Here is a 19,448-nt window from a genome sequence, read left to right as displayed (position 1 = left end):
TACAAAGAAACAACTTTACTTCATACTATCCGTGTAAAACAGGCTGTCTTAAAGGATATTGTCGCAAAAAATTACTTGACCCATTCCTAATTTACTTCTCCTTAATGCAACCTTTTACGAGTTCCGGTTGTCCTTATTAGCATAACTTAAAATTTATATGATGAAAAAAATTGCAGTAATAGCCCTTGTTTTGATTGCCACAACTTTTAACGTAAACGCGCAGGAGATAAAAATAATTACCAGTGTTGAATCCATTGTTCCTAGTGGATTGGGCAGGTCGAGAATTATTGATGCGCAAGAGGATAAGGATTTTGAGGAATTTACTTCTGAGCAGACCGAAGAAGACAATACCCGTAACAAATCTAAAAGAGGTAATATTAGAGTAAAGAATTTTGAAGAAACCAAGCTCCTTAACTTTTATAATATTGCCGGTATCCGTTTTCAGAATATAGCTGCCAACGATGCCGTTATCTCATCAAAACTTACGGATATGTTAAAAGAAGGCTGGGAACTTATTTTCGTGACCAGTGGTGTAGAGGCCGATGCCGGCGATAGCGATTCTCAAGGAATTTTCATTACACGATATGTTTTCAAAAGAGATTAAAAACAAAAAACGGCTTGTTTTTCAACAAGCCGTTTTTTTATATATGCAATATAATCTGCACTATCCGTTTACAATCTTCTCTTGATGATTGATAGACTCTTGGTGAATAGCCTTGAACATTTTAAGAACGAATTCTTCGCTTAAACCACGAGCTTCACCCTCTAAGATCATAGCTCCTAAGATTTGGTTCCAACGGTTAGACTGTAATACCGCTACGTTCTTCTCTTTCTTAAGTTCTCCAATACCATCAGAAACTTTCATACGCTTGCCCATAGTATCTATCAACTGATTGTCAAGAATATCTATCTGCGCTCTTAAGTTGCTTAATTTAGCATTGTATTCCGCTTCACTATCCGATTCTTTTCTGATTTTCAAATCTTTCATGATCTGTACCAATTTAGCTGGCGTTACTTGCTGTGCAGCATCACTCCATGCATTGTCTGGATCAAAATGTGTTTCAATCATTAAACCATCAAAATTTAGATCAAGTGCGGTTTGAGATACATCAAAAATCATATCTCGCTTACCTGTAATGTGAGATGGATCGCTGATCAATGGCAAATCTGGAAACTTGTTCTGGAACTCAATAGCCAATTGCCACTCAGGAATGTTTCTATATTTTGTTTTTTCATAGGTAGAGAAACCTCTATGGATAGCTCCCAATTTTCTGATTCCAGCGGTATGCAAACGCTCAATACCACCTAACCACAAGGCCAAATCCGGGTTTACCGGGTTTTTAACCAATACAATCTTATCCGTACCTTCCAAGGCATCTGCCAATTCTTGCATGATAAAAGGACTAACCGTTGAACGTGCTCCGATCCACAATAGATCTACATCATGTTCAAGTGCCAATTCTACGTGTGCACGATTGGCTACCTCTGTGGCTGTTTTCAATCCTGTTTCCGCCTTAACTTTTTGTAACCACTTTAAACCAAGTGCGCCAACACCTTCAAAGTTTCCTGGTCGTGTTCTTGGTTTCCAGATACCCGCGCGGTAGTAATTTACATCGGTATCTTTTAACTCGTGAGCAATACGCAACACTTGTTCTTCGGTTTCAGCACTACATGGCCCTGCTATTACTAGTGGATGGTCTAAACCCATATCATCCAACCATGTTCTCATTTCTTTTGAATTCTCCATTACTTCTTGTTTAGTGGTATTCCGTTTAAAATTTCCTTTATTTTATTAGTGTCGTTCATTTCGTTAAAAATTCCCGTGTAATCTCCTTTTTCCAGAAGTTGTTTAAACTCCTGAAGGTTCTGTATATATTCGGTCAAAGTTTCGACCACATTCTCTTTGTTCTGTTCAAAAATGGGTGTCCACATGGCCGGAGAACTCTTTGCCAGCCTTACGGTACTCTCAAAACCACTCCCCGCCATGTCAAAAATATCACGTTCATTTTTCTCTTTATCGATTACCGTCTTTCCCAACATAAAAGCGCTGATATGTGACAAATGCGACACGTAAGCAATGTGTTTGTCATGCGCCTCTGGATTCATATACCGGATCCGCATTCCTATTTGTTGAAAAAGCTCTAAAGCCTTTTCCTGAAGCTTAAATGCCGTTTTTTCAACTTCACAGATAATGTTAGTCTTTCCTGCATACAAATTTTCTATTGCCGCAGACGGACCTGAAAACTCAGTACCTGCAATGGGATGTGCCGCCAAATAGTTTCTTCGCTTTGGGTGCGCATCCAATGTTTTACAAATTAAACTTTTGGTTGATCCGCCATCAAAAACCACACAATCATCATTAACTGCATCCAATATCTTTGGAAGCTCCGTAACCATTACTCCTACTGGAATAGTAACAATCACCATATCCGCAATTGCCAAGTCTGCATAACTAGAGGCTACATCTATGAAGCCCAAACTTAAGGCCTCGCTCAAATGCGATTCGTTGGTATCTATTCCGTAAATTTTACATTCTGGACGTAGACGTTTAATATCCTTTGCAAAGGAACCTCCTATTAACCCAACACCTACTATAAAAACATTCATTTTATAAACTCTAATTTGTCCGTTTAAAACCGACTAATTGCTTCTTTAATTTTATCTTCCGTAACACATAAAGAGAAACGTATATAGCCTTCACCATTGCTTCCGAAAATAGTTCCTGGCGTTATAAAAAGATTTTTATCATACAACACTTCGTCTATAAATTCTTCTGCAGACTTGCTTCCTTCCGGTAATTTTGCCCAAAGGAACATGCCCACGGCCTTTGTATCATACGTGCAGTTCAACTTATCCGCTAATTGATACATTAATGCCCTTCTTGAAGTGTATACTTCATTCAACTCATCAAACCACTCTTGCCCACTTTTTAGGGCTTCAATGGCGCCTTTTTGAATTCCGTAGAACATACCGGAATCCATATTACTTTTCACTTTTAGTACCGCATTAATATGCTCTGCACTTCCCAAGACCATGCCTACGCGCCAACCGGCCATATTAAAAGTCTTGCTCAACGAATTCAGTTCCAAAGCAACATCCTTGGCTCCGTCTATAGCCAAAATACTAGAAGGCGAATCGTTAAGGACAAAGCTATATGGGTTATCGTTTACCAAAAGAATATCATTCTTTTTGGCAAAAGCTACCAGCTTCTCAAACTGTGCCTTTGTGGCGGTAGCCCCTGTTGGCATATGAGGATAACTCGTCCACATAATTTTTACCTTGCTCAAATCATGTTCCTGTAATTCCTCCAAATCAGGAAACCATCCGCCTTCGGCCGTTAGATTGTAATATTTTGCTTCTGCCCCTACCAATTTTGTAACCGATGTATAGGTTGGATACCCAGGATTGGGTATCAATGCAATATCACCTTCATTTAAAAAGGCCATACTTATGTGCATAATACCTTCTTTTGACCCCATTAAAGGCAAAATTTCAGTAGCTGCATCTGCTGTAACACCAAATTTTAAGCTATAAAAATCGGCTACTGCCTCACGCAATTCCGGCAAACCTTGGTAGCTCTGGTACTGATGCGCACCACCGTCCAAAACAGCCTCTTGAATGCTTTTTATTATAGCTTCCGAAGGTGCCAAATCCGGACTACCAATACCCATATTGATAATTGGTCTTCCTTCAGCCATCAAACCACGAACCTCCCTTAGCTTCTTTGAGAAGTAATATTCCTCAACTGTATGTAAACGATTGGCCGTACGTATCATATTCTCGCATTTTTATATTCACCCAACACCTTAAAGTCTTCCGACATGATGTTCAACAGTGATTTTGCCTTATCAAAATTGTTATAATCGTTAAAAGTTACATCCACAAAAAAGGCATATTTCCATGGTGTCTCTATTATGGGCAATGATTGTATTTTTGTTAGATTCAACCTACAATCACTCATAACATTAAGCACAGCCGCAAGACTTCCGCGTTTGTGGTCCGTTACAAAACGTACCGAGGCCTTATTGATTTCGCCTTTTGGAAGCTCTTTATTTTTTGTCTTTACAATAATAAAACGGGTTGCATTGTTTTGTATGGTCTGTATGTTGTCTGCTACGATGTCCAAATCGTATAAACCTGCCGCTACCTCTGGAGCAATTGCCGCAATATGCTTTAACTGTTGGTCTTGAATACGCTTTGCCGTTTCCGCCGTATCTACATCTTCTACCATTTTTATATGCGGATGATCACCAAAAAATTCCTTGCATTGCAGTAAAGCCATGGGATGTGACCTTACCTCTTCTATATCCGAAATTTTTTGCCCTTTTAGCACCATCAAATTATGGCTGATGTTTAAATAATGCTCCCCAACAATATGAAGGTTTTTGTGGTACACAAGTGCATAATTGGGTATGATCGAACCCGCAATAGAGTTCTCAATGGCCATTACCCCAACATCGGCTTTTTTTTGCAGTAACTGATCTACCAAGAAATCAAATGACATACATTCTACCAAATCCACATTATCATCAAAATACTCCCGAGACACCTGATGGTGGTTAGATCCCTTGATTCCTTGAATAGCTACTTTTAGCTTCATAATTGACTTTTCTTCCTTGTGCTGACAAACTTTATCCTTAAATTTCTATAGGTATTGAACAAAAAAAGTCCCGTTTATAACGGGACTCTAATTTGTTTATATCATGCAATATCTTACAACAGTCCCATACCTCTCTTAAAAAAGAAGTAAAAATAAAAACCGTTAAAAAAGAATTGCTTTGTCATAACACACTTAAACTTGGGCTAAAGTAATAATTTTATTTAAAAATAAAACCGATAGCGCTCATTTTTTTCGATTTTATAGTTATCTCGCAGTCAGACATTGATGTTTTTTTGAATTCTACAGTTTAGATATTACTATAAAGAAAATACAATATTACTTTATTGCTTATTTTTGAAGGAACAATATCGTTTTACATAACAGCCTACGGTATTAAGCAACATTCTAATATTACACACTACACCCCATCATGTCTATAAGCGTTAGTAATATCACCAAAAATTTTGGAAGTCAAAAAGCATTGAACAATGTTAGTTTTGAGTTGAAAAAAGGAGAGATAGTCGGTTTTTTAGGTCCTAACGGTGCCGGAAAATCAACCATGATGAAGATATTGACTACCTATTACACTTCCGATGAAGGTGAGGCAAAAGTTAATTCATACGATGTTAAAGACGATAAAAAAAGTGTTCAGCAAAGTATTGGTTACCTACCGGAACACAACCCTTTATATTTGGACATGTACGTTAAAGAATACCTTGCCTTTAATGCCGATGTGTACAAAACGGGCAAGTCTAGAATAGCCCAAATCATAGAACAAACCGGACTTACACCGGAAGCTCACAAAAAAATAGGCCAACTTTCTAAAGGATACCGTCAACGTGTGGGACTGGCCGCTGCCCTGTTACACGACCCCGAAGTACTTATTTTGGACGAGCCCACTACGGGACTTGACCCAAACCAATTACTGGAGATACGGAAACTCATTAAAGAAATTGGAAAAGAAAAAACCATATTGCTCTCTACCCATATCATGAAGGAGGTTGAGGCCGTCTGTGACCGAGTGCTCGTAATTAACAAAGGAGTTCTTGTAGCCGATAAAAAATTGAGCGAGCTACGTGATGCAGAGGAGCAAATTATTGAAGTAGAGTTTGATTATAGGGTTGAAGAGGCTTTCCTGAACAAATTACCCAATGTAACACACGTAAAGAATACAGGCGGTTTTGTTTATGAAATTACTTTTAACACCTCAAAAGATATGCGGCCGGCCGTTTTTGACTTTGCCCATGACAATGAACTTAAAACACTACAATTAAGCCGTAAAAACAAAAACCTGGAGAGTTTGTTTACTGAGCTCACTTCTTCCTGAAAACAAAAAATCCGGAAATCAATAATTGACCTCCGGATTTTTTTTTTGGTGAGACTTTTTTAAAATTTCAGAGCTAGCCCAACTCCGTTTTCATTAACAGCGGGCACCATCCTGAACGAAGTTCCATTACCTACACTTTCATTGTAGTTCAAAATTGCTTCCTTTTTGTTTTTCATGGCATGATGAAAGAAAATTGACCCTATTATTCCCGTTCCCGCAAAGGCTATTGCAGGCCCCGTAACAGGTTTATGGTCGTTCTCATTGACCAAAAACCAAATAGCAGTTCCAAAGTTAGCTGCTCCGGCAATCATTCCCCCTACCATTTGTTTTTTCGATTTTCCCCAGTTTAACTGAGCAACTTGACTTTCCGACATAATCTTATCAATCTCTTTCCAAGTCAGCTTGTCTTTATCTTGATAAAATTCTGGGCCCCACATGCCCGAAAAAGAAGTAATTTCCTGAGCGGTCATCGTCAGAGTTAAAAGACCCAACCCAAAGGTTAAAACCATTAATTTTAAATTTTTCATAGCTTTTTTTTATAAAGCTAGGGCATTAAAGTCTAGATAACAACAATCTAACGCTCAGAAAACGGGATGTATTAATTTTTTATGCGTTTGAATTAAAATCGAAAAAAATACTATGAAACTACATTATTGGAAGTAATCAACTTATCTATAATTGCATCCAACTCAGGTTGGATTTTAGGGTCCGTGCAATTGGTTAAGATGGAAAACACCATTTGCTCTTCCGGATACACAAAGAAGTTGGAATAACCGCCTACGCCATTGCCAACATGCCCATAGAAAGGTCTTCCTTTAGCATCTTCGCTTACTTGCCAACCCAGACCGTAATAGGTTGAACCATTGTTGACCGTTTGCGCTGTAAGAAATTCGGCTTCAAGATTAGGAGTCAATACTTCTTCATCCAGATAGGCTTGACCAAATCTGGCAATATCCTCAGCAGTAGACAGAAAACCACCGCCGGCCAGTTTATAAAAGTTGTCTACCGGAATGGCCTCCCTAAATCCCAATCTGTTTTTGGAATAGAATTTTACCACATTGTTTGATCTTGACTGAGTTCGTGAGGATATTTCTTTGTCCTCTTCCAAATCTGACTGAGCCACAGGAATTGATTCCTCGGGTTCTTCAAACCCAAACTGTATTTGACCTGACTCCTCTATAAGCTCCGGAGCAGATTCATTTTTACCTGGTTGGGCTGTACCCAATTCAGCGTTGGATTGGTCTTTATTTAGCTGAGTCGAATCTAAATCAGGCCAAAACGTATGGTTCATTTCTAAGGGCTGCAATACTTTCTGTGCTACGTATTCCTCAAAAGGCAGCCCACTGGCTTCCTGCATTGCCAAAGAAATCAACACCCAATCAAAACTGTTATAGAGGTAATCCGTTCCCGGTTCAAAAAGGAGTTCATCATCTTTAAAGATCTCAATACTTTCCTTAATGGAATAAGGTTTATTCAATCCATATTCAATACCGCGATATCCTCTAATACCGGCCGTATGACCGGCCAATTGCCTAATGGTAAAGTCATATTTTTTCTTTGGAAAATAGGGCACATAAGTGTAAAAAGAAGCGTCTAAATCAATAGTTCCTTCTGCAACCAAATGAGCCAAAGCAGTTGCAGCAATAGGCTTGGAGACACTTGCTATCCGAAATACCGAAGACTGCGGGTTTACCGGAATTTCCTTTTCCATATCAGCAAAACCATATCCTTTTTGAAAAAAACGTTCCCCATCTTTTAAGACGGTAATTGCCAGCCCAGGAACTTTATTTTCTTTGACCAAATTTTGGAGTAGCATATCGGCCGTAACCAGATTATTCAAAGATGGTGCATCTCCTAGAATACGCTTTTTGGCGAATACATTTTTAATATATTTTAGAATGGGATTCATATCAGATGTTGGTCAGTGCAAAGTTACAGATTGCATCTGTGCCCGTACCAATTTCACCAACAGAACTTTTTAACTCAAATGCAGAATTACTGAAAAACCAATCGGCCTTTATACAACTCTTCCACATCAACCTCTGCGGGTTGATTAGCACTAAAGACATCGCCCACCCCACGGATTACTCCTTTGATGGACAATTGTGGGTTTACGAACATATCATTGGAGCCCCTGTGATTTATAGTTACGTTTTGCGCAACCAAGCCCGAAGCTTCAATACGGGAATCTCCGGCGGCAATGGTTAAGTTCAAATTATTAGTAGCACCTTTCAATTTAAAGTAAGCAATACCGTTCACCACCACACTTAAGGTCTGCACATCCAATTCCAGGTCAAAATCTCCATCTGTGGTTTGAGCTTCCGGATCCGCAAAGCTTTCGGACAAAAGCGTTAATCGTGGGTAGGCCAGAACACCATCACTAGATATAGTCCAGCCCGTACTGCTTCGTATTTCGGTAATATTGGGTGCGGTTACATAAATTTTGGTAACCTCGTAATCCCTAAAATAATTACAATCATTGGTGTCTCGCAAAAGTAAACGCCCTTCCACTACTTCTGCGGTAACCTCATTTCTTAGCACACTACCGGTTTCAATTTCTACTTTATGGGTATTACCCTGCTTTAAAACCAAGGTTACATTTTCATATACCGTGATTTTAGTAAAATCGGACACCGTTACTTCTTCGCGAACGATATCACCTGTACTTTGAAAACAATCCGATGCATTTTCTCCATTGCACGACACCAATACTACCAGACAAAAAAGAATTCCAAAAAAATAAGACATCGGCAAAACCTCACTATTGTTTAAACATGTGATTTTGATTCCCTTATTTTTTAATTCTCTTACCATACTCCGTGTTTCTTTATAAACGAACGCCAATACCAAACTCTACTGCTTCCGCCGCTGCCCCGTGAGATTTAAGGCTTACGACCCCAAAAACCTTCTCGCCAAAATAGCGCTTTAAACTAAACCTATTATAGACCTTTCCCTCAAAATCAAAAGGATAATACACGTAGTACCCTAACTGCGTTCCTATAGATAGTTTGTTAATAAAGAGTTCATGCCCCACAAAAACACCTACCCGTTTAAAATCAGTATCTGCAGCAATATTATTTTCAGGAAATGCTATGGATTGGTACCGTATCAGTTCTTTTAAAAAGTTGCTAAAAAACACATCCGTCCCTAATTGCAGGGCACTTTTACGACCTAAACGCTTATCTGCATAACCGGAAAAAATATAAAACGGAAATTGGCCGTGACCAATATTATCACTCTCGTTCACTCCCGTTCTAAATATTAAATTACACCGGATAGGCTCCGTAACTTTTTTCTTTTCACGCCGAATATATTGGGTTTCCTCACCTTCTAGCGTATACGTCAACCCCACATTAAAGGCAAAGGTATTAGTAGAAGTATTAGGAGCCTTAACGTTCGCATTGGAATAATGCATGATAGAAAACCCCGCCTTAAAACCTAAACCTTTGTACAAGTTCTCTTTGTGATAATTAAGCATAAGATAGTTAGAACTCAGTATTCTGGTTCCATAGGCATTGTTCCTGATATTGGTTTCCCGGTCATACGGGTTGGTCATATAGGCCAAACCTTGAGCCACACGAAATTGAAGGTTACGTTTTAAGAAGTAAAAATTAAAATGGGCATATAGGCCATAGGCCTCTCCTAGTGTAGAACTGTTCGTATTTTGGTAGATAAAAGAACCTCCCAAATCCGGATAATTGTAGCCCTGCTGCCAATCTTCCAGGCCGTAAGTTTTTCGGTTATAGGCCAAGATAACCCCTGCAGGATGGTTCGTAATCAAATGCGAAATATCCGGATTGTGCAAAATAATGGAACCATAAAATTGGTTCGCATCAAATGTGTAGCTGTGTACGCTGCGGGTCTCTTGCGAAAAACAAGTCCCTACACACATTAGAAAAAATAAAAACACCCTTGGGTTCATGGAGCGCAAAACTAATACTATTCGTTATTTTAAACCCAAGGTTGGACTTATTTTCTTACAAAAATCAGTTCTCTAAAAAAGCTGCTCGGCAATGGCCTTAATATTATCGGACTTACCCATTGAGTAATAATGCAATACGGGAACCCCCGCCGCCTTTAACTCCTTAGATTGCTGAATGGCCCATTCCACACCTACCTTACGCACCTCTTTGTTGGATTTACAATCATCTACCGCATCAATTAAATCCTGTGGTAAATCTATCCTAAAAACCTGCGGCAGCAATTGCAAATGTCTCTTTACGGCAATGGGCTTAATACCCGGAATAATAGGAATGTTTATACCCATTTTCTTGGCCTCATCAACAAACTCAAAATATTTCTGATTATCAAAAAACATCTGGGTCACTACATAATCCGCCCCAGCATCAACTTTTTCCTTCAGTCTTTTTAGATCGGATTTTAAAGAAGGAGCTTCCAAGTGTTTTTCAGGATACCCCGCAACACCAATGCAGAAATCGGCACAGTTATCCGTATCCACCGTATCATGCAAGTAGTTCCCACAATTTAACTCGTGCACTTGCTTTACCAAATCTACGGCATACGTATGCCCTCCCTTGGTTGGCTGAAAATACTTCTCATCCTTCATGGCATCGCCACGCAGCGCCATTATATTATCAATGCCCAAATAATGGCAATCTACCAATAGGTACTCCGTCTCTTCACGGGTAAAACCTCCACAAAGCACATGCGGCACCGTATCTACATCATACTTATGTTTAATGGATGCACAAATACCCACCGTACCCGGGCGCATACGCGTCAACTTTTTATCCAACAGCCCGTCACGATCAATATACACGTACTCCTCACGCGAAGTGGTCACATCAATAAACGGAGGTTTAAACTCCATTAAAGGGTCTATATTATCATAAAGTTCTTGAATCTGGTGCCCTTTTACCGGTGGTATAATTTCAAAGGAAAATAAAGTTTTTCCCTTTGCATTTGTAATGTGGTCCGTTATTTTCATGTATGCTGCCCCTAAAAAGGGAATTTTAATGTTTATTCTATATTTTGGCGTTCGGGCGGGCTATTCGCTAAATTTTTTAAGACCTATCAGCCTTAAAAAGATACCGCTGCTATCCCTAACGCATTGGTTTTACTTTTAAAAATTACAACTCCGTAAGCATTTGCTTCACCTCCGCATAGCTTTCCAGATATTCCCAATAAATCCATCTGCCATCCAAGTAATCCGTAAGGATATACTTTTCACTAACGGATTTTATGCGGTCTACGGCAACAAGCTTTTTAGAAAAGCCATCTACCACAACCCTTTCCTCAACCTCCTTGTTATTTTGGTCGTACCCATGGCTGATCATAAAACTGCCCAAACTTATCTCTACATATTTTTTCATATCAGTCATCCGAAATATTAGGTGCCAGCCACTTTGTTGCTTTCTCCAACGGAATTCCCTTTCGCTCCGCAAAGTCTTCCACCTGGTCCTCTTTTATTTTACCCAATCCAAAATACCGGGCTTCTTCGTTAGCAAAATAATACCCGGAAACAGATGATGCCGGCCACATGGCCAAACTATCCGTAAGCTTAACACCAATACGTTCTTCCACCTTTAACATATCCCAAAGGGTAAGTTTTTCCAAGTGATCGGGACAGGCAGGGTAACCCGGTGCCGGCCTTATTCCTTTGTATTTCTCGTCTATCAACTCGTCATTCTCCAAGTGTTCGTTAGCGGCATAACCCCAATGATTTGTTCGTATTTCCAAATGCAGGTACTCCGCAAAAGCTTCCGCAAGACGGTCGCTCAGGGCCTTTACCAAAATGGAATTATAATCATCTAAGTTCTCGCGGTACTTATCCGCCAGTTCATCGGTTCCAAAACCTGTGGTAACACAAAAGCAACCTACATAATCCTGCTTACCCGTTTCCTTTGGCGCAATAAAATCTGCCAATGCATAATCCGGGACACCTTCACGACGTTTTAGCTGTTGCCTCAGGGTCCTAAAAATATATTTTTCGCTGTTAGCACCATCCTCTACATCAACCTCAATATCATCATGGTTCCCTAGCGTATTGGCCGGAAAAAGTCCAAAAACACCTTTCCCTGTCAACTTTTTATTCTTTAGGATATCCTTCAACATTTTCTGGGCATCGGCAAAAAGTTCCGTAGCCTGCACACCTACCACCTCATCCGTTAAAATATCCGGATATTTTCCGTGTAACTCCCAACCTCTAAAGAATGGAGTCCAATCTATAAAAGGCACCAATTTCTCCAGGTCTACATCTTCAATCACCTGAATACCCAATTGATTTGGCTTAACAATAGTAGTAGCATCCCAATCAATCTTAAATCGGTTTTCCCTGGCGGCCCCTATTGTTTTATACTCTTTCTTCTTGGTACGGCTCAAGAATTTTTCCCTAAAGACGTCATAATCCTCTTTAATGGACTTCTTATAACTAGCCGATGTTTCCTTTTGCAACAGGTCGCCTACTACGGTAACCGCTCGCGAGGCATCGTTTACATGCACTACGGCCTCACTGTATTGTGGGTCTATTTTTACTGCAGTATGGGCTTTACTGGTGGTTGCACCTCCTATGAGCAAGGGCACTTTAAAATTCTTGCGCTCCATCTCCTTTGCCAAATGAACCATCTCGTCCAGAGACGGTGTAATAAGTCCGCTTAGACCAATGACATCTACGTTGTGCGCAATGGCCTCCGCTATAATTTTTTCTGGCGGAACCATAACCCCTAAGTCTACAATTTCATAATTGTTACAGGCCAGTACAACGCTTACGATATTTTTACCAATATCATGAACATCTCCTTTTACGGTAGCCATCAATATTTTACCGTTACCCTTATCGTCACCAACTTGAGGGTTCTTTAATTTTTCCTCTTCAATATATGGTAACAAATAGGCTACGGCCTTCTTCATTACACGGGCAGATTTCACCACCTGTGGCAAGAACATTTTACCGCTTCCAAAAAGATCGCCCACCACGTTCATTCCAATCATAAGATTGCCTTCAATTACCTCTATAGGCTTATCGGCGGCAAGACGTGCTTCTTCTACATCCTCAACTATATATTGATCAACACCTTTTACCAAGGCTCTTGTAATTCTATTCTGCAAAGGTTCTTCACGCCAAGACAGGTCTACCGTGCTCTCTTTAGCCTTACCTACTACAGATTCGGCAAAATCCAGAAGACGCTCTGTGGCATCGTCCCTACGGTTAAGTATAACATCCTCTACGTGCTCCAGTAAATCCTTGGGAATATCATCGTAAATTTCCAACATTGTAGGGTTTACGATTCCCATATTCATACCCGCTTTTATGGCGTGGTACAAGAATACCGAGTGCATGGCCTCACGCACGGGATTATTGCCCCGAAACGAAAAAGAAACATTACTTACCCCACCACTAACATTGGCGTACGGCAAGTTTTCACGAACCCATTTAGTAGCCCTAATAAAATCTATGGCATTAAGTTTATGCTCATCCATACCTGTGGCTACAGGAAATATATTTAAGTCAAAAATGATATCCTCTGGAGGAAAACCTACTTGGTCTACCAGAATATCATAGGACCGTTTGGAAATCTCAATACGCCTCTCATAATTATCCGCTTGGCCTACTTCATCAAAAGCCATAACGATTACGGCAGCCCCGTACCGTTTTACCAATTTGGCATGATTGATAAATTCTTTTTCGCCTTCTTTTAAGCTGATAGAATTCACCACACATTTACCCTGCACTACCTGAAGACCGGCCTCAATAATATCCCATTTAGAACTATCGATCATAATGGGTACTCTAGCAATATCCGGTTCGGCAATAACAAGGTTCAAGTACTTTACCATAGCTTCCTTACCATCAATTAAACCATCATCCATATTAATATCGATGATTTGAGCCCCACCTTCTACTTGATCCCGGGCCACATCCAGCGCCTCTTCAAACTTTCGCTCTTTAATTAGGCGCAAAAATCGTTTGGACCCCGCCACATTGGTACGCTCGCCCACATTTATGAAATTACTCTCGGGGGTGATGACCAGTGGCTCCAAACCAGATAGTTTAAGGAATCTGGCGGGCTTTTGGTTATTGGTTGTTGGTATATTTGAGTCGTTACTCATAGTACATGATGAACTTCTTTAGTTTTTTCTTTGTCGTAGCCTATTTAAACTGCCGCTACTGCACGTGGATCATACTTCCTTACCAACTCTGCAATAGCGGCAATATGTTCCGGGGTAGTACCACAGCATCCACCAACGATGTTTACCAGTCCTTTCTCTACATATTCCTTGATTTGTGCTGCCATCTGTTCCGGTGTTTCATCATATTCTCCAAAGGCATTGGGCAAACCTGCATTGGGATGCGCCGAAACGGCATGCTCCGTTTTATTGGACAATACTTCTAAGTGCGGCACCAATTGATCGGCTCCTAAAGCACAATTAAAACCAACCGACAAGATAGGAATGTGCGAAACGGAAATTAGAAAAGCCTCTGCGGTCTGGCCCGAAAGCGTTCTGCCCGAAGCATCCGTAATTGTACCACTTACCATTATGGGCACCTCTATATTTCGCTCTTCCTTTACTTCTTCTATAGCGAACAAGGCCGCTTTTGCGTTCAACGTATCAAAAATGGTCTCTACCATTAGCATATCTACGCCCCCATCCAACAACGCCTCTACTTGCTGTTTGTAAGCTATACGTAATTCATCAAACGAAACCGCTCTATAACCCGGGTCATTAACATCCGGGGACATACTGGCCGTTTTGTTCGTTGGCCCCAAACTGCCTACTACAAACCTAGGCTTATTGGGTTCTTTGGCGGTAAACTCATCCGCCACTTGCTTGGCAATACGTGCAGATTCAAAATTAAGATCGTACACCAATTCTTCCATGTCATAATCAGCCATGGCAATTGTTGTACTGGAAAACGTATTGGTTTCTACAATGTCCGCACCGGCAGCAAAGTATTTTCTATGCACCTCCGCGATAGCTTCGGGCTGTGTTAGTGACAATAAATCATTATTGCCTTGAACAGGGGTTTTCCAATCCTTAAAACGCTCACCTCTAAAATCCTCTTCGGTAAATTTATAGCGTTGAAGCATAGTACCCATGGCACCGTCCAACACTAAAATGCGTTCTTTTAATATCTCTTGAATGTTTTTCATTTCTTTTCCTCCTCTAATTGAGTGTTCAAACGCAACCAAATTCAATTTATATTATATTGAAAATGTTACTCTAAAATCTTCCTACCAACAATTATCAAGCAAAAGAATAAGGACAATTGTAATTGCCTCTCTTTGTTATCTGTCCCAAAACATACCAGGATAGAATGTAGCACCTTCTTTATAAGAAAAGGGTTGCCAAGGTTTCACAGGGTCTATTCCCTCCACCTTTCTTGATAACAGTCCTATATTTTTAATGAACGATTTGCAAAGTAACACCACATCTCCTTCAAAACCAAAGAAACATGCCTGTTTTTGGCACTTTACATTAGATAAAAACCTTCCGTAAAATGAGATAACAGAAGGTTTTTATGAATTATATGTACACTATTAGCTAATTAAGAAATACTTTGAACGACCTCTTTTTTGGCCTCTTTCTTACTACCGTCAAAACCTTCTACCCCACCTACAGTGGTATACTTCATAACATATCTCTTACCAGGATTGATTAATTGGTAAGCATATTGACACATTACGGCGGCCTCATGGAAACCAGACAGAATCAGTTTTAGTTTTCCTTCGTAGGTATTTACATCCCCAATGGCAAAAACACCAGGTATATTAGTTTGGTAATCTTTGGCGTTGTTCACCTTAATGGCATTACGCTCAATTTCCAAGCCCCAATCACCTATTGGACCTAATTTTGGAGAAAGACCGAACAATGGAATAAAGTTATCTACCTCAACATAGGTTTCTCCCTTTTCGGCATCGTTATGCTTAATAACAACCGCTTCCAAATGGTCATCTCCGTACAATTTTTTCACTTCGGCTTCCGTGAATAATTTTATTTTTCCTGCTTTTGCCAATTCTGCCGCTTTCTCAACAGAATCCAAAGCTCCTCTAAATTCATTCCTACGGTGTACCAAAGAAACTTCAGAAGCTACATCGGCCAAGAAAATAGCCCAATCCAAAGCAGAATCACCACCTCCGGCAATAACAACTTTTTTATCTCTATATACTTCAGGGTCTTTAATGATATAAGCCACACCTTTGTCCTCAAAATCGGCTATGTTCTCAATAGGCGGCTTTCTAGGCTCAAAAGAACCTAAACCACCAGCAATAACAACTACCGGGGCATGGTGCTTTGTACCTTTGTTAGTGGTTACGATAAAAGAACCGTCTTCTTGCTTATCCAATGTTTCTGCTCTCTCACCTAAGGTATAACCCGCTTCAAAAGGTTTGATTTGCTCCATAAGATTGGTTACCAAATCTCCTGCGAGAATTTCCGGGAAGGCCGGAATATCATAAATTGGTTTCTTTGGATAAATTTCCGAACATTGGCCACCTGTCTGAGGTAAAGCGTCTATTAAATGACATTTTAGCTTTAACAAGCCTGCTTCAAATACTGTAAAAAGACCTGTTGGGCCTGCGCCAATGATGAGAATATCTGTTTTTATCATAACTATTAACTTAACTGTAATTCTTGATTCTGGGCAATTGATAAAATGGTTGCCCTATGTTTTATTACTTCACCTATTATAATTATTGCCGGATTGGTCAACTGTTGCCGCTCCACTTCACCTTCAATGGATGCGATGGTACCAATTGCAATTTTTTCATCTTTTCGGGTCCCGTTCTGCACAATAGCAATTGGGGTTTCCGCTTTGCCCTCGGCTTTGAACAATTCCGCTATTTGAGGCAGTTTGCTCATCCCCATAAGAATAACCACCGTGGCGTTACTTTTTGCGGCCAAAGCAACATCACCCGAGAGTTTGTGCTCTTTGGTCGTTCCTGTAATTACCCAAAAACTTTCTGCGGCACCTCTTTTAGTAACCGGAATGTTCTGCGATGCAGGAACCGATAAACATGAGGATATACCCGGCACCATAGCAACGTCTAGCCCATGGTTTACGGCATATTCCATTTCTTCGGCACCACGGCCAAATACAAATGGATCTCCACCTTTTAGACGCACTACATGAGCATTGGTTTTAGCCCTACTAACAATAAGCTCGTTTATTTGCTCTTGTTGGTATGCATAACACCCTCTTCTTTTGCCCACGAAAATGTGTTCGGCTTTGGGTGCATACTCCAGCAACTCAACGGACACCAACGCATCGTACAACACCACATTGGCACTTGCCAATGCCTTGATGGCTTTGAGCGTAATAAGCTCAACATCACCAGGGCCTGCACCAATTACCGTAAAGCGACCGCCTACATTGGATGAAGTGTTATTATTTTCGTTGGAATATTTCATGTTTAGGCTTCTGCCAATTCTTGTTGTCTAAATTTCTCAACTGCTTTTAAAAATGCTTTAGCATCTTCCAAATAGCTTTTTGCAAAAGCTTCAGTTGGCTCATTTTTATTCAATTGCAAAGCAAGTTCTTCAAAACCTTGTCCTAAATCTATTCTACCAGAGGCAACAAATTTGGCGTCAAAATCCTTAATGATGCTTGCATGTGTGTTTACTTTAGCCTTTTCTGAAGTTAACAGTGCTTTTGCAGAGTTCACCATAGAAGAATACGAGTGGTAAATACTAGCCGCCCATTTCTTTTCTTCAAATGCTTCTTGCGCATTCTGTATTTTTTCTTCACTTTCAAAAAGCAAAGTAGCGATAAGGTCAATTACCACACCGGCACACTCACCGATACCGATTGCTTTTTCATAACGTTCCGTATTACCCCAGTCAATAAAGTCTTCCGCCGTAAGATTTTCAACGTCCGATAATGGCGTTAGGAAATCATAGAAATACATCTGACCTTTTTCTTCGTAGTAATCCGCATACGACTTTCCGTTTCCGTTTTGGTCGTAGTCATCCAAAATCAATCGTAAAGCTTCAGGACCTCTTTTAGAAGGAATTTTCACCACCTTATCAGCAAATCTTCCGTTACCGTTTCCATCGTTACCACCACCTAACAAGACTTGAAGTGCAGGTGCAACCAACTTATCCTTGGTTCTTACACTCATACCCTGAAAACCAATATTGGCCATGTTGTGCTGTCCACAGGCGTTCATACACCCACTGATTTTGATAACAACATCTGGGTTGCTTGTATACTGTGGATATTCCACCTTCATGATTCTTTCCAATTCCTCAGCAATACCCGTACTACTGGCAATACCCAAGTTACAGGTATCCGTACCCGGACAGGCCGTAATATCTATAGCCCTGTTATAACCCGCTTCTACGAAACCAAGTTTTTTTAGTTCATTGTAGAAAAACGGCACCAAATCATTGGCAACGTAAGGAATCAATATATTCTGACGCAAGCTTAATCTTAGTTCACCGGCAGCATATTGCTCCACTAAATCTGCTAATAATCTTGCTTTATCCGTATAAAAATCACCTAAAAGTACTTTAATACCAATAGCCGAATACCCTTCCTGTTTCTGAGGGATAAGGTTTGTAGATTTCCAGATTTCAAAAGCTTCCGTATCTTCAATTTCCACTTGTGGCTCATCAACTTTAGCAACCTCAACTTTTGGATAGGCTTCGGCATCAATAGGATAACTTTGTACTGGAATCGCTTTTTGCTCTTCGGCCAATAACTGCTTAAAACCATCAAGTCCTATGTCCTTCAGCAAAAACTTCATTCTTGCCTTGGCCCTACTCTTTCTTTCACCGTAACGGTCAAAAACACGAACCACACCTTCCATTAAAGGAATGATCTGATCTGCCGCAAGGAATTCAAAAAGTAGCTCGGCATGACGTGGTTGTGACCCCAGACCACCGGCTAACATTACTTTAAAACCTCTTACACCATCCTGAATTTTAGCAATAAAACCAAGATCGTGCATGTACGAAAGACCAGTATCCGCATCACTAGCAGAAAAGGAAACCTTGAACTTACGGCCCATTTCCTGACTGATCGGGTTACGCAAGAAATACTCAAAAAGTGCATGAGCATATGGCGAAACATCAAATGGCTCATCTACATCTATACCGGCAGTTTCACTAGCCGTTACGTTACGTACCGTATTACCACAGGCTTCACGAATGGTAACATCATCCTTCTCCAACTCTGCCCAAAGTTCCGGCGTACGGTCAAGATCTACATAATGTATTTGAATATCCTGACGCGTAGTAATATGCAATCTACCTCTAGAATATTCATCAGAAACATCACTTATACGCTTTAACTGCTTAGAAGTAACCTTACCGTATGGCAACTTGATACGAATCATCTGCACACCTGGTTGACGTTGACCGTAAACACCTCTGGCCAAACGCAAACTGCGGAACTTTTCCTCATCTAAATTACCTTCTTTGAACTGGCGTATTTTAGCCTCCAATGCCAAAATATCCTTTTCAACAACCGGGTTTTCTATCTCTGTTCTGAAACTTTGCATACTATATTTCTTCTAGCTTCTTACCGTTTATAGGTAGGTTAATAATTGTATATTTTTC

At 40.3% G+C, this 19,448-nt stretch carries 17 protein-coding genes and 1 riboswitch; of the genes, 2 read left to right on the top strand and 15 right to left on the bottom strand.

Going from position 1 to position 19,448, the window contains the following annotated elements; genetic code table 11:
• The first annotated feature begins 160 nt into the window (after positions 1-160).
• The gene (locus H9565_RS16230) at positions 161-604 is read left to right on the top strand and encodes a hypothetical protein (RefSeq protein WP_215441336.1); all 444 of its coding nucleotides are present in this window, start codon (positions 161-163) and stop codon (positions 602-604) included.
• 60 nt (positions 605-664) lie between these two features.
• Here the strand turns inward: H9565_RS16230 and H9565_RS16225 are convergent, their stop codons facing one another.
• From H9565_RS16225 to H9565_RS16210, 4 genes are read right to left on the bottom strand one after another with little or no spacing between them, the layout of a single operon-like run.
• Positions 665-1,747, bottom strand: coding sequence for a bifunctional 3-deoxy-7-phosphoheptulonate synthase/chorismate mutase type II (locus tag H9565_RS16225; protein WP_215441204.1), 1,083 nt, complete (start codon positions 1,745-1,747; stop codon positions 665-667).
• Positions 1,747-2,607, bottom strand: coding sequence for a prephenate dehydrogenase (locus H9565_RS16220; protein ID WP_215441202.1), 861 nt, complete (start codon positions 2,605-2,607; stop codon positions 1,747-1,749). Before H9565_RS16220 ends, H9565_RS16225 begins: the two co-directional genes overlap by 1 nt.
• Before the next feature lie 23 nt (positions 2,608-2,630).
• Positions 2,631-3,776, bottom strand: coding sequence for a pyridoxal phosphate-dependent aminotransferase (locus tag H9565_RS16215; protein ID WP_215441200.1), 1,146 nt, complete (start codon positions 3,774-3,776; stop codon positions 2,631-2,633).
• On the bottom strand, positions 3,773-4,600 hold the full coding sequence (locus tag H9565_RS16210; RefSeq protein WP_215441198.1) for a prephenate dehydratase: 828 nt from the start codon (positions 4,598-4,600) through the stop codon (positions 3,773-3,775). Before H9565_RS16210 ends, H9565_RS16215 begins: the two co-directional genes overlap by 4 nt.
• Before the next feature lie 430 nt (positions 4,601-5,030).
• Between H9565_RS16210 and gldA the strand changes: the two genes are divergently transcribed.
• Positions 5,031-5,927, top strand: a complete 897-nt coding sequence (gldA, locus tag H9565_RS16205) for a gliding motility-associated ABC transporter ATP-binding subunit GldA (protein ID WP_215441196.1) — start codon at positions 5,031-5,033, stop codon at positions 5,925-5,927.
• Between the two features lie 59 nt (positions 5,928-5,986).
• Here gldA and H9565_RS16200 read toward each other — a convergent pair whose 3' ends face one another.
• From H9565_RS16200 to H9565_RS16150, 11 genes are all read right to left on the bottom strand, one after another.
• Entirely contained in the window at positions 5,987-6,454 is a 468-nt protein-coding gene (locus H9565_RS16200) for a hypothetical protein (protein ID WP_215441194.1), read from the bottom strand.
• A gap of 110 nt (positions 6,455-6,564) precedes the next feature.
• The gene (locus H9565_RS16195; protein ID WP_215441192.1) at positions 6,565-7,836 is read right to left on the bottom strand and encodes a serine hydrolase domain-containing protein; all 1,272 of its coding nucleotides are present in this window, start codon (positions 7,834-7,836) and stop codon (positions 6,565-6,567) included.
• Positions 7,837-7,922: 86 nt separating this feature from the next.
• Complete coding sequence (locus H9565_RS16190) at positions 7,923-8,675, bottom strand: head GIN domain-containing protein (RefSeq protein WP_246560722.1); 753 nt, start codon at positions 8,673-8,675, stop codon at positions 7,923-7,925.
• Positions 8,676-8,754: 79 nt separating this feature from the next.
• Complete coding sequence (locus tag H9565_RS16185) at positions 8,755-9,819, bottom strand: acyloxyacyl hydrolase (protein ID WP_246560719.1); 1,065 nt, start codon at positions 9,817-9,819, stop codon at positions 8,755-8,757.
• 102 nt (positions 9,820-9,921) lie between these two features.
• The gene (metF, locus tag H9565_RS16180) at positions 9,922-10,875 is read right to left on the bottom strand and encodes a methylenetetrahydrofolate reductase [NAD(P)H] (RefSeq protein WP_215441186.1); all 954 of its coding nucleotides are present in this window, start codon (positions 10,873-10,875) and stop codon (positions 9,922-9,924) included.
• A 142-nt stretch (positions 10,876-11,017) separates the two neighbouring features.
• Positions 11,018-11,269 (bottom strand): hypothetical protein, encoded by a 252-nt coding sequence (locus H9565_RS16175; RefSeq protein ID WP_246560716.1) that lies wholly within the window; start codon positions 11,267-11,269, stop codon positions 11,018-11,020.
• Positions 11,262-13,997 carry a methionine synthase gene (gene metH / locus H9565_RS16170; protein WP_215441184.1) on the bottom strand — a complete coding sequence of 912 codons (2,736 nt, stop codon included), beginning with the start codon at positions 13,995-13,997 and terminating at the stop codon, positions 11,262-11,264. The genes H9565_RS16175 and metH overlap by 8 nt, the downstream gene beginning before the upstream one ends.
• 44 nt (positions 13,998-14,041) lie before the next feature.
• Positions 14,042-15,040 carry a homocysteine S-methyltransferase family protein gene (locus H9565_RS16165; protein WP_215441182.1) on the bottom strand — a complete coding sequence of 333 codons (999 nt, stop codon included), beginning with the start codon at positions 15,038-15,040 and terminating at the stop codon, positions 14,042-14,044.
• A 132-nt stretch (positions 15,041-15,172) separates the two neighbouring features.
• A riboswitch (SAM riboswitch) is annotated at positions 15,173-15,280 on the bottom strand.
• 155 nt (positions 15,281-15,435) lie between these two features.
• Positions 15,436-16,497 (bottom strand): NAD(P)/FAD-dependent oxidoreductase, encoded by a 1,062-nt coding sequence (locus H9565_RS16160; protein ID WP_215441180.1) that lies wholly within the window; start codon positions 16,495-16,497, stop codon positions 15,436-15,438.
• A gap of 5 nt (positions 16,498-16,502) precedes the next feature.
• The gene (gene cobA, locus H9565_RS16155; RefSeq protein WP_215441177.1) at positions 16,503-17,297 is read right to left on the bottom strand and encodes a uroporphyrinogen-III C-methyltransferase; all 795 of its coding nucleotides are present in this window, start codon (positions 17,295-17,297) and stop codon (positions 16,503-16,505) included.
• Between the two features lie 2 nt (positions 17,298-17,299).
• Positions 17,300-19,390: a HEPN domain-containing protein gene (locus H9565_RS16150; protein WP_215441176.1), complete on the bottom strand. Its 2,091-nt coding sequence runs from the start codon at positions 19,388-19,390 to the stop codon at positions 17,300-17,302.
• Between the last annotated feature and the right edge of the window lie 58 nt (positions 19,391-19,448).

The sequence above is a fragment of the Zobellia russellii genome (genome assembly GCF_018728565.1).
GTDB lineage: Bacteria > Bacteroidota > Bacteroidia > Flavobacteriales > Flavobacteriaceae > Zobellia > Zobellia russellii.
The sequence above is the reverse complement of the archived record's forward strand: the minus strand, read 5'-3'. Positions and strand labels throughout refer to the sequence as shown.

Excerpts from the sequence above, each read along its gene's own strand:
- H9565_RS16185 (WP_246560719.1), bottom strand. The coding sequence starts at position 9,819 with ATGTGTGTAGGGACTTGTTTTTCGCAAGAGACCCGCAGCGTACACAGC.
- H9565_RS16175 (WP_246560716.1), bottom strand. The coding sequence starts at position 11,269 with ATGACTGATATGAAAAAATATGTAGAGATAAGTTTGGGCAGTTTTATG.
- H9565_RS16190 (WP_246560722.1), bottom strand. The coding sequence starts at position 8,675 with ATGTCTTATTTTTTTGGAATTCTTTTTTGTCTGGTAGTATTGGTGTCG.
- H9565_RS16195 (WP_215441192.1), bottom strand. The coding sequence starts at position 7,836 with ATGAATCCCATTCTAAAATATATTAAAAATGTATTCGCCAAAAAGCGT.
- metH (WP_215441184.1), bottom strand. The coding sequence starts at position 13,997 with ATGAGTAACGACTCAAATATACCAACAACCAATAACCAAAAGCCCGCC.
- H9565_RS16160 (WP_215441180.1), bottom strand. The coding sequence starts at position 16,497 with ATGATAAAAACAGATATTCTCATCATTGGCGCAGGCCCAACAGGTCTT.
- H9565_RS16225 (WP_215441204.1), bottom strand. The coding sequence starts at position 1,747 with ATGGAGAATTCAAAAGAAATGAGAACATGGTTGGATGATATGGGTTTA.
- gldA (WP_215441196.1), top strand. The coding sequence starts at position 5,031 with ATGTCTATAAGCGTTAGTAATATCACCAAAAATTTTGGAAGTCAAAAA.
- H9565_RS16220 (WP_215441202.1), bottom strand. The coding sequence starts at position 2,607 with ATGAATGTTTTTATAGTAGGTGTTGGGTTAATAGGAGGTTCCTTTGCA.
- cobA (WP_215441177.1), bottom strand. The coding sequence starts at position 17,297 with ATGAAATATTCCAACGAAAATAATAACACTTCATCCAATGTAGGCGGT.
- H9565_RS16200 (WP_215441194.1), bottom strand. The coding sequence starts at position 6,454 with ATGAAAAATTTAAAATTAATGGTTTTAACCTTTGGGTTGGGTCTTTTA.
- H9565_RS16165 (WP_215441182.1), bottom strand. The coding sequence starts at position 15,040 with ATGAAAAACATTCAAGAGATATTAAAAGAACGCATTTTAGTGTTGGAC.
- H9565_RS16210 (WP_215441198.1), bottom strand. The coding sequence starts at position 4,600 with ATGAAGCTAAAAGTAGCTATTCAAGGAATCAAGGGATCTAACCACCAT.
- H9565_RS16150 (WP_215441176.1), bottom strand. The coding sequence starts at position 19,390 with ATGCAAAGTTTCAGAACAGAGATAGAAAACCCGGTTGTTGAAAAGGAT.
- H9565_RS16230 (WP_215441336.1), top strand. The coding sequence starts at position 161 with ATGAAAAAAATTGCAGTAATAGCCCTTGTTTTGATTGCCACAACTTTT.
- metF (WP_215441186.1), bottom strand. The coding sequence starts at position 10,875 with ATGAAAATAACGGACCACATTACAAATGCAAAGGGAAAAACTTTATTT.
- H9565_RS16215 (WP_215441200.1), bottom strand. The coding sequence starts at position 3,776 with ATGATACGTACGGCCAATCGTTTACATACAGTTGAGGAATATTACTTC.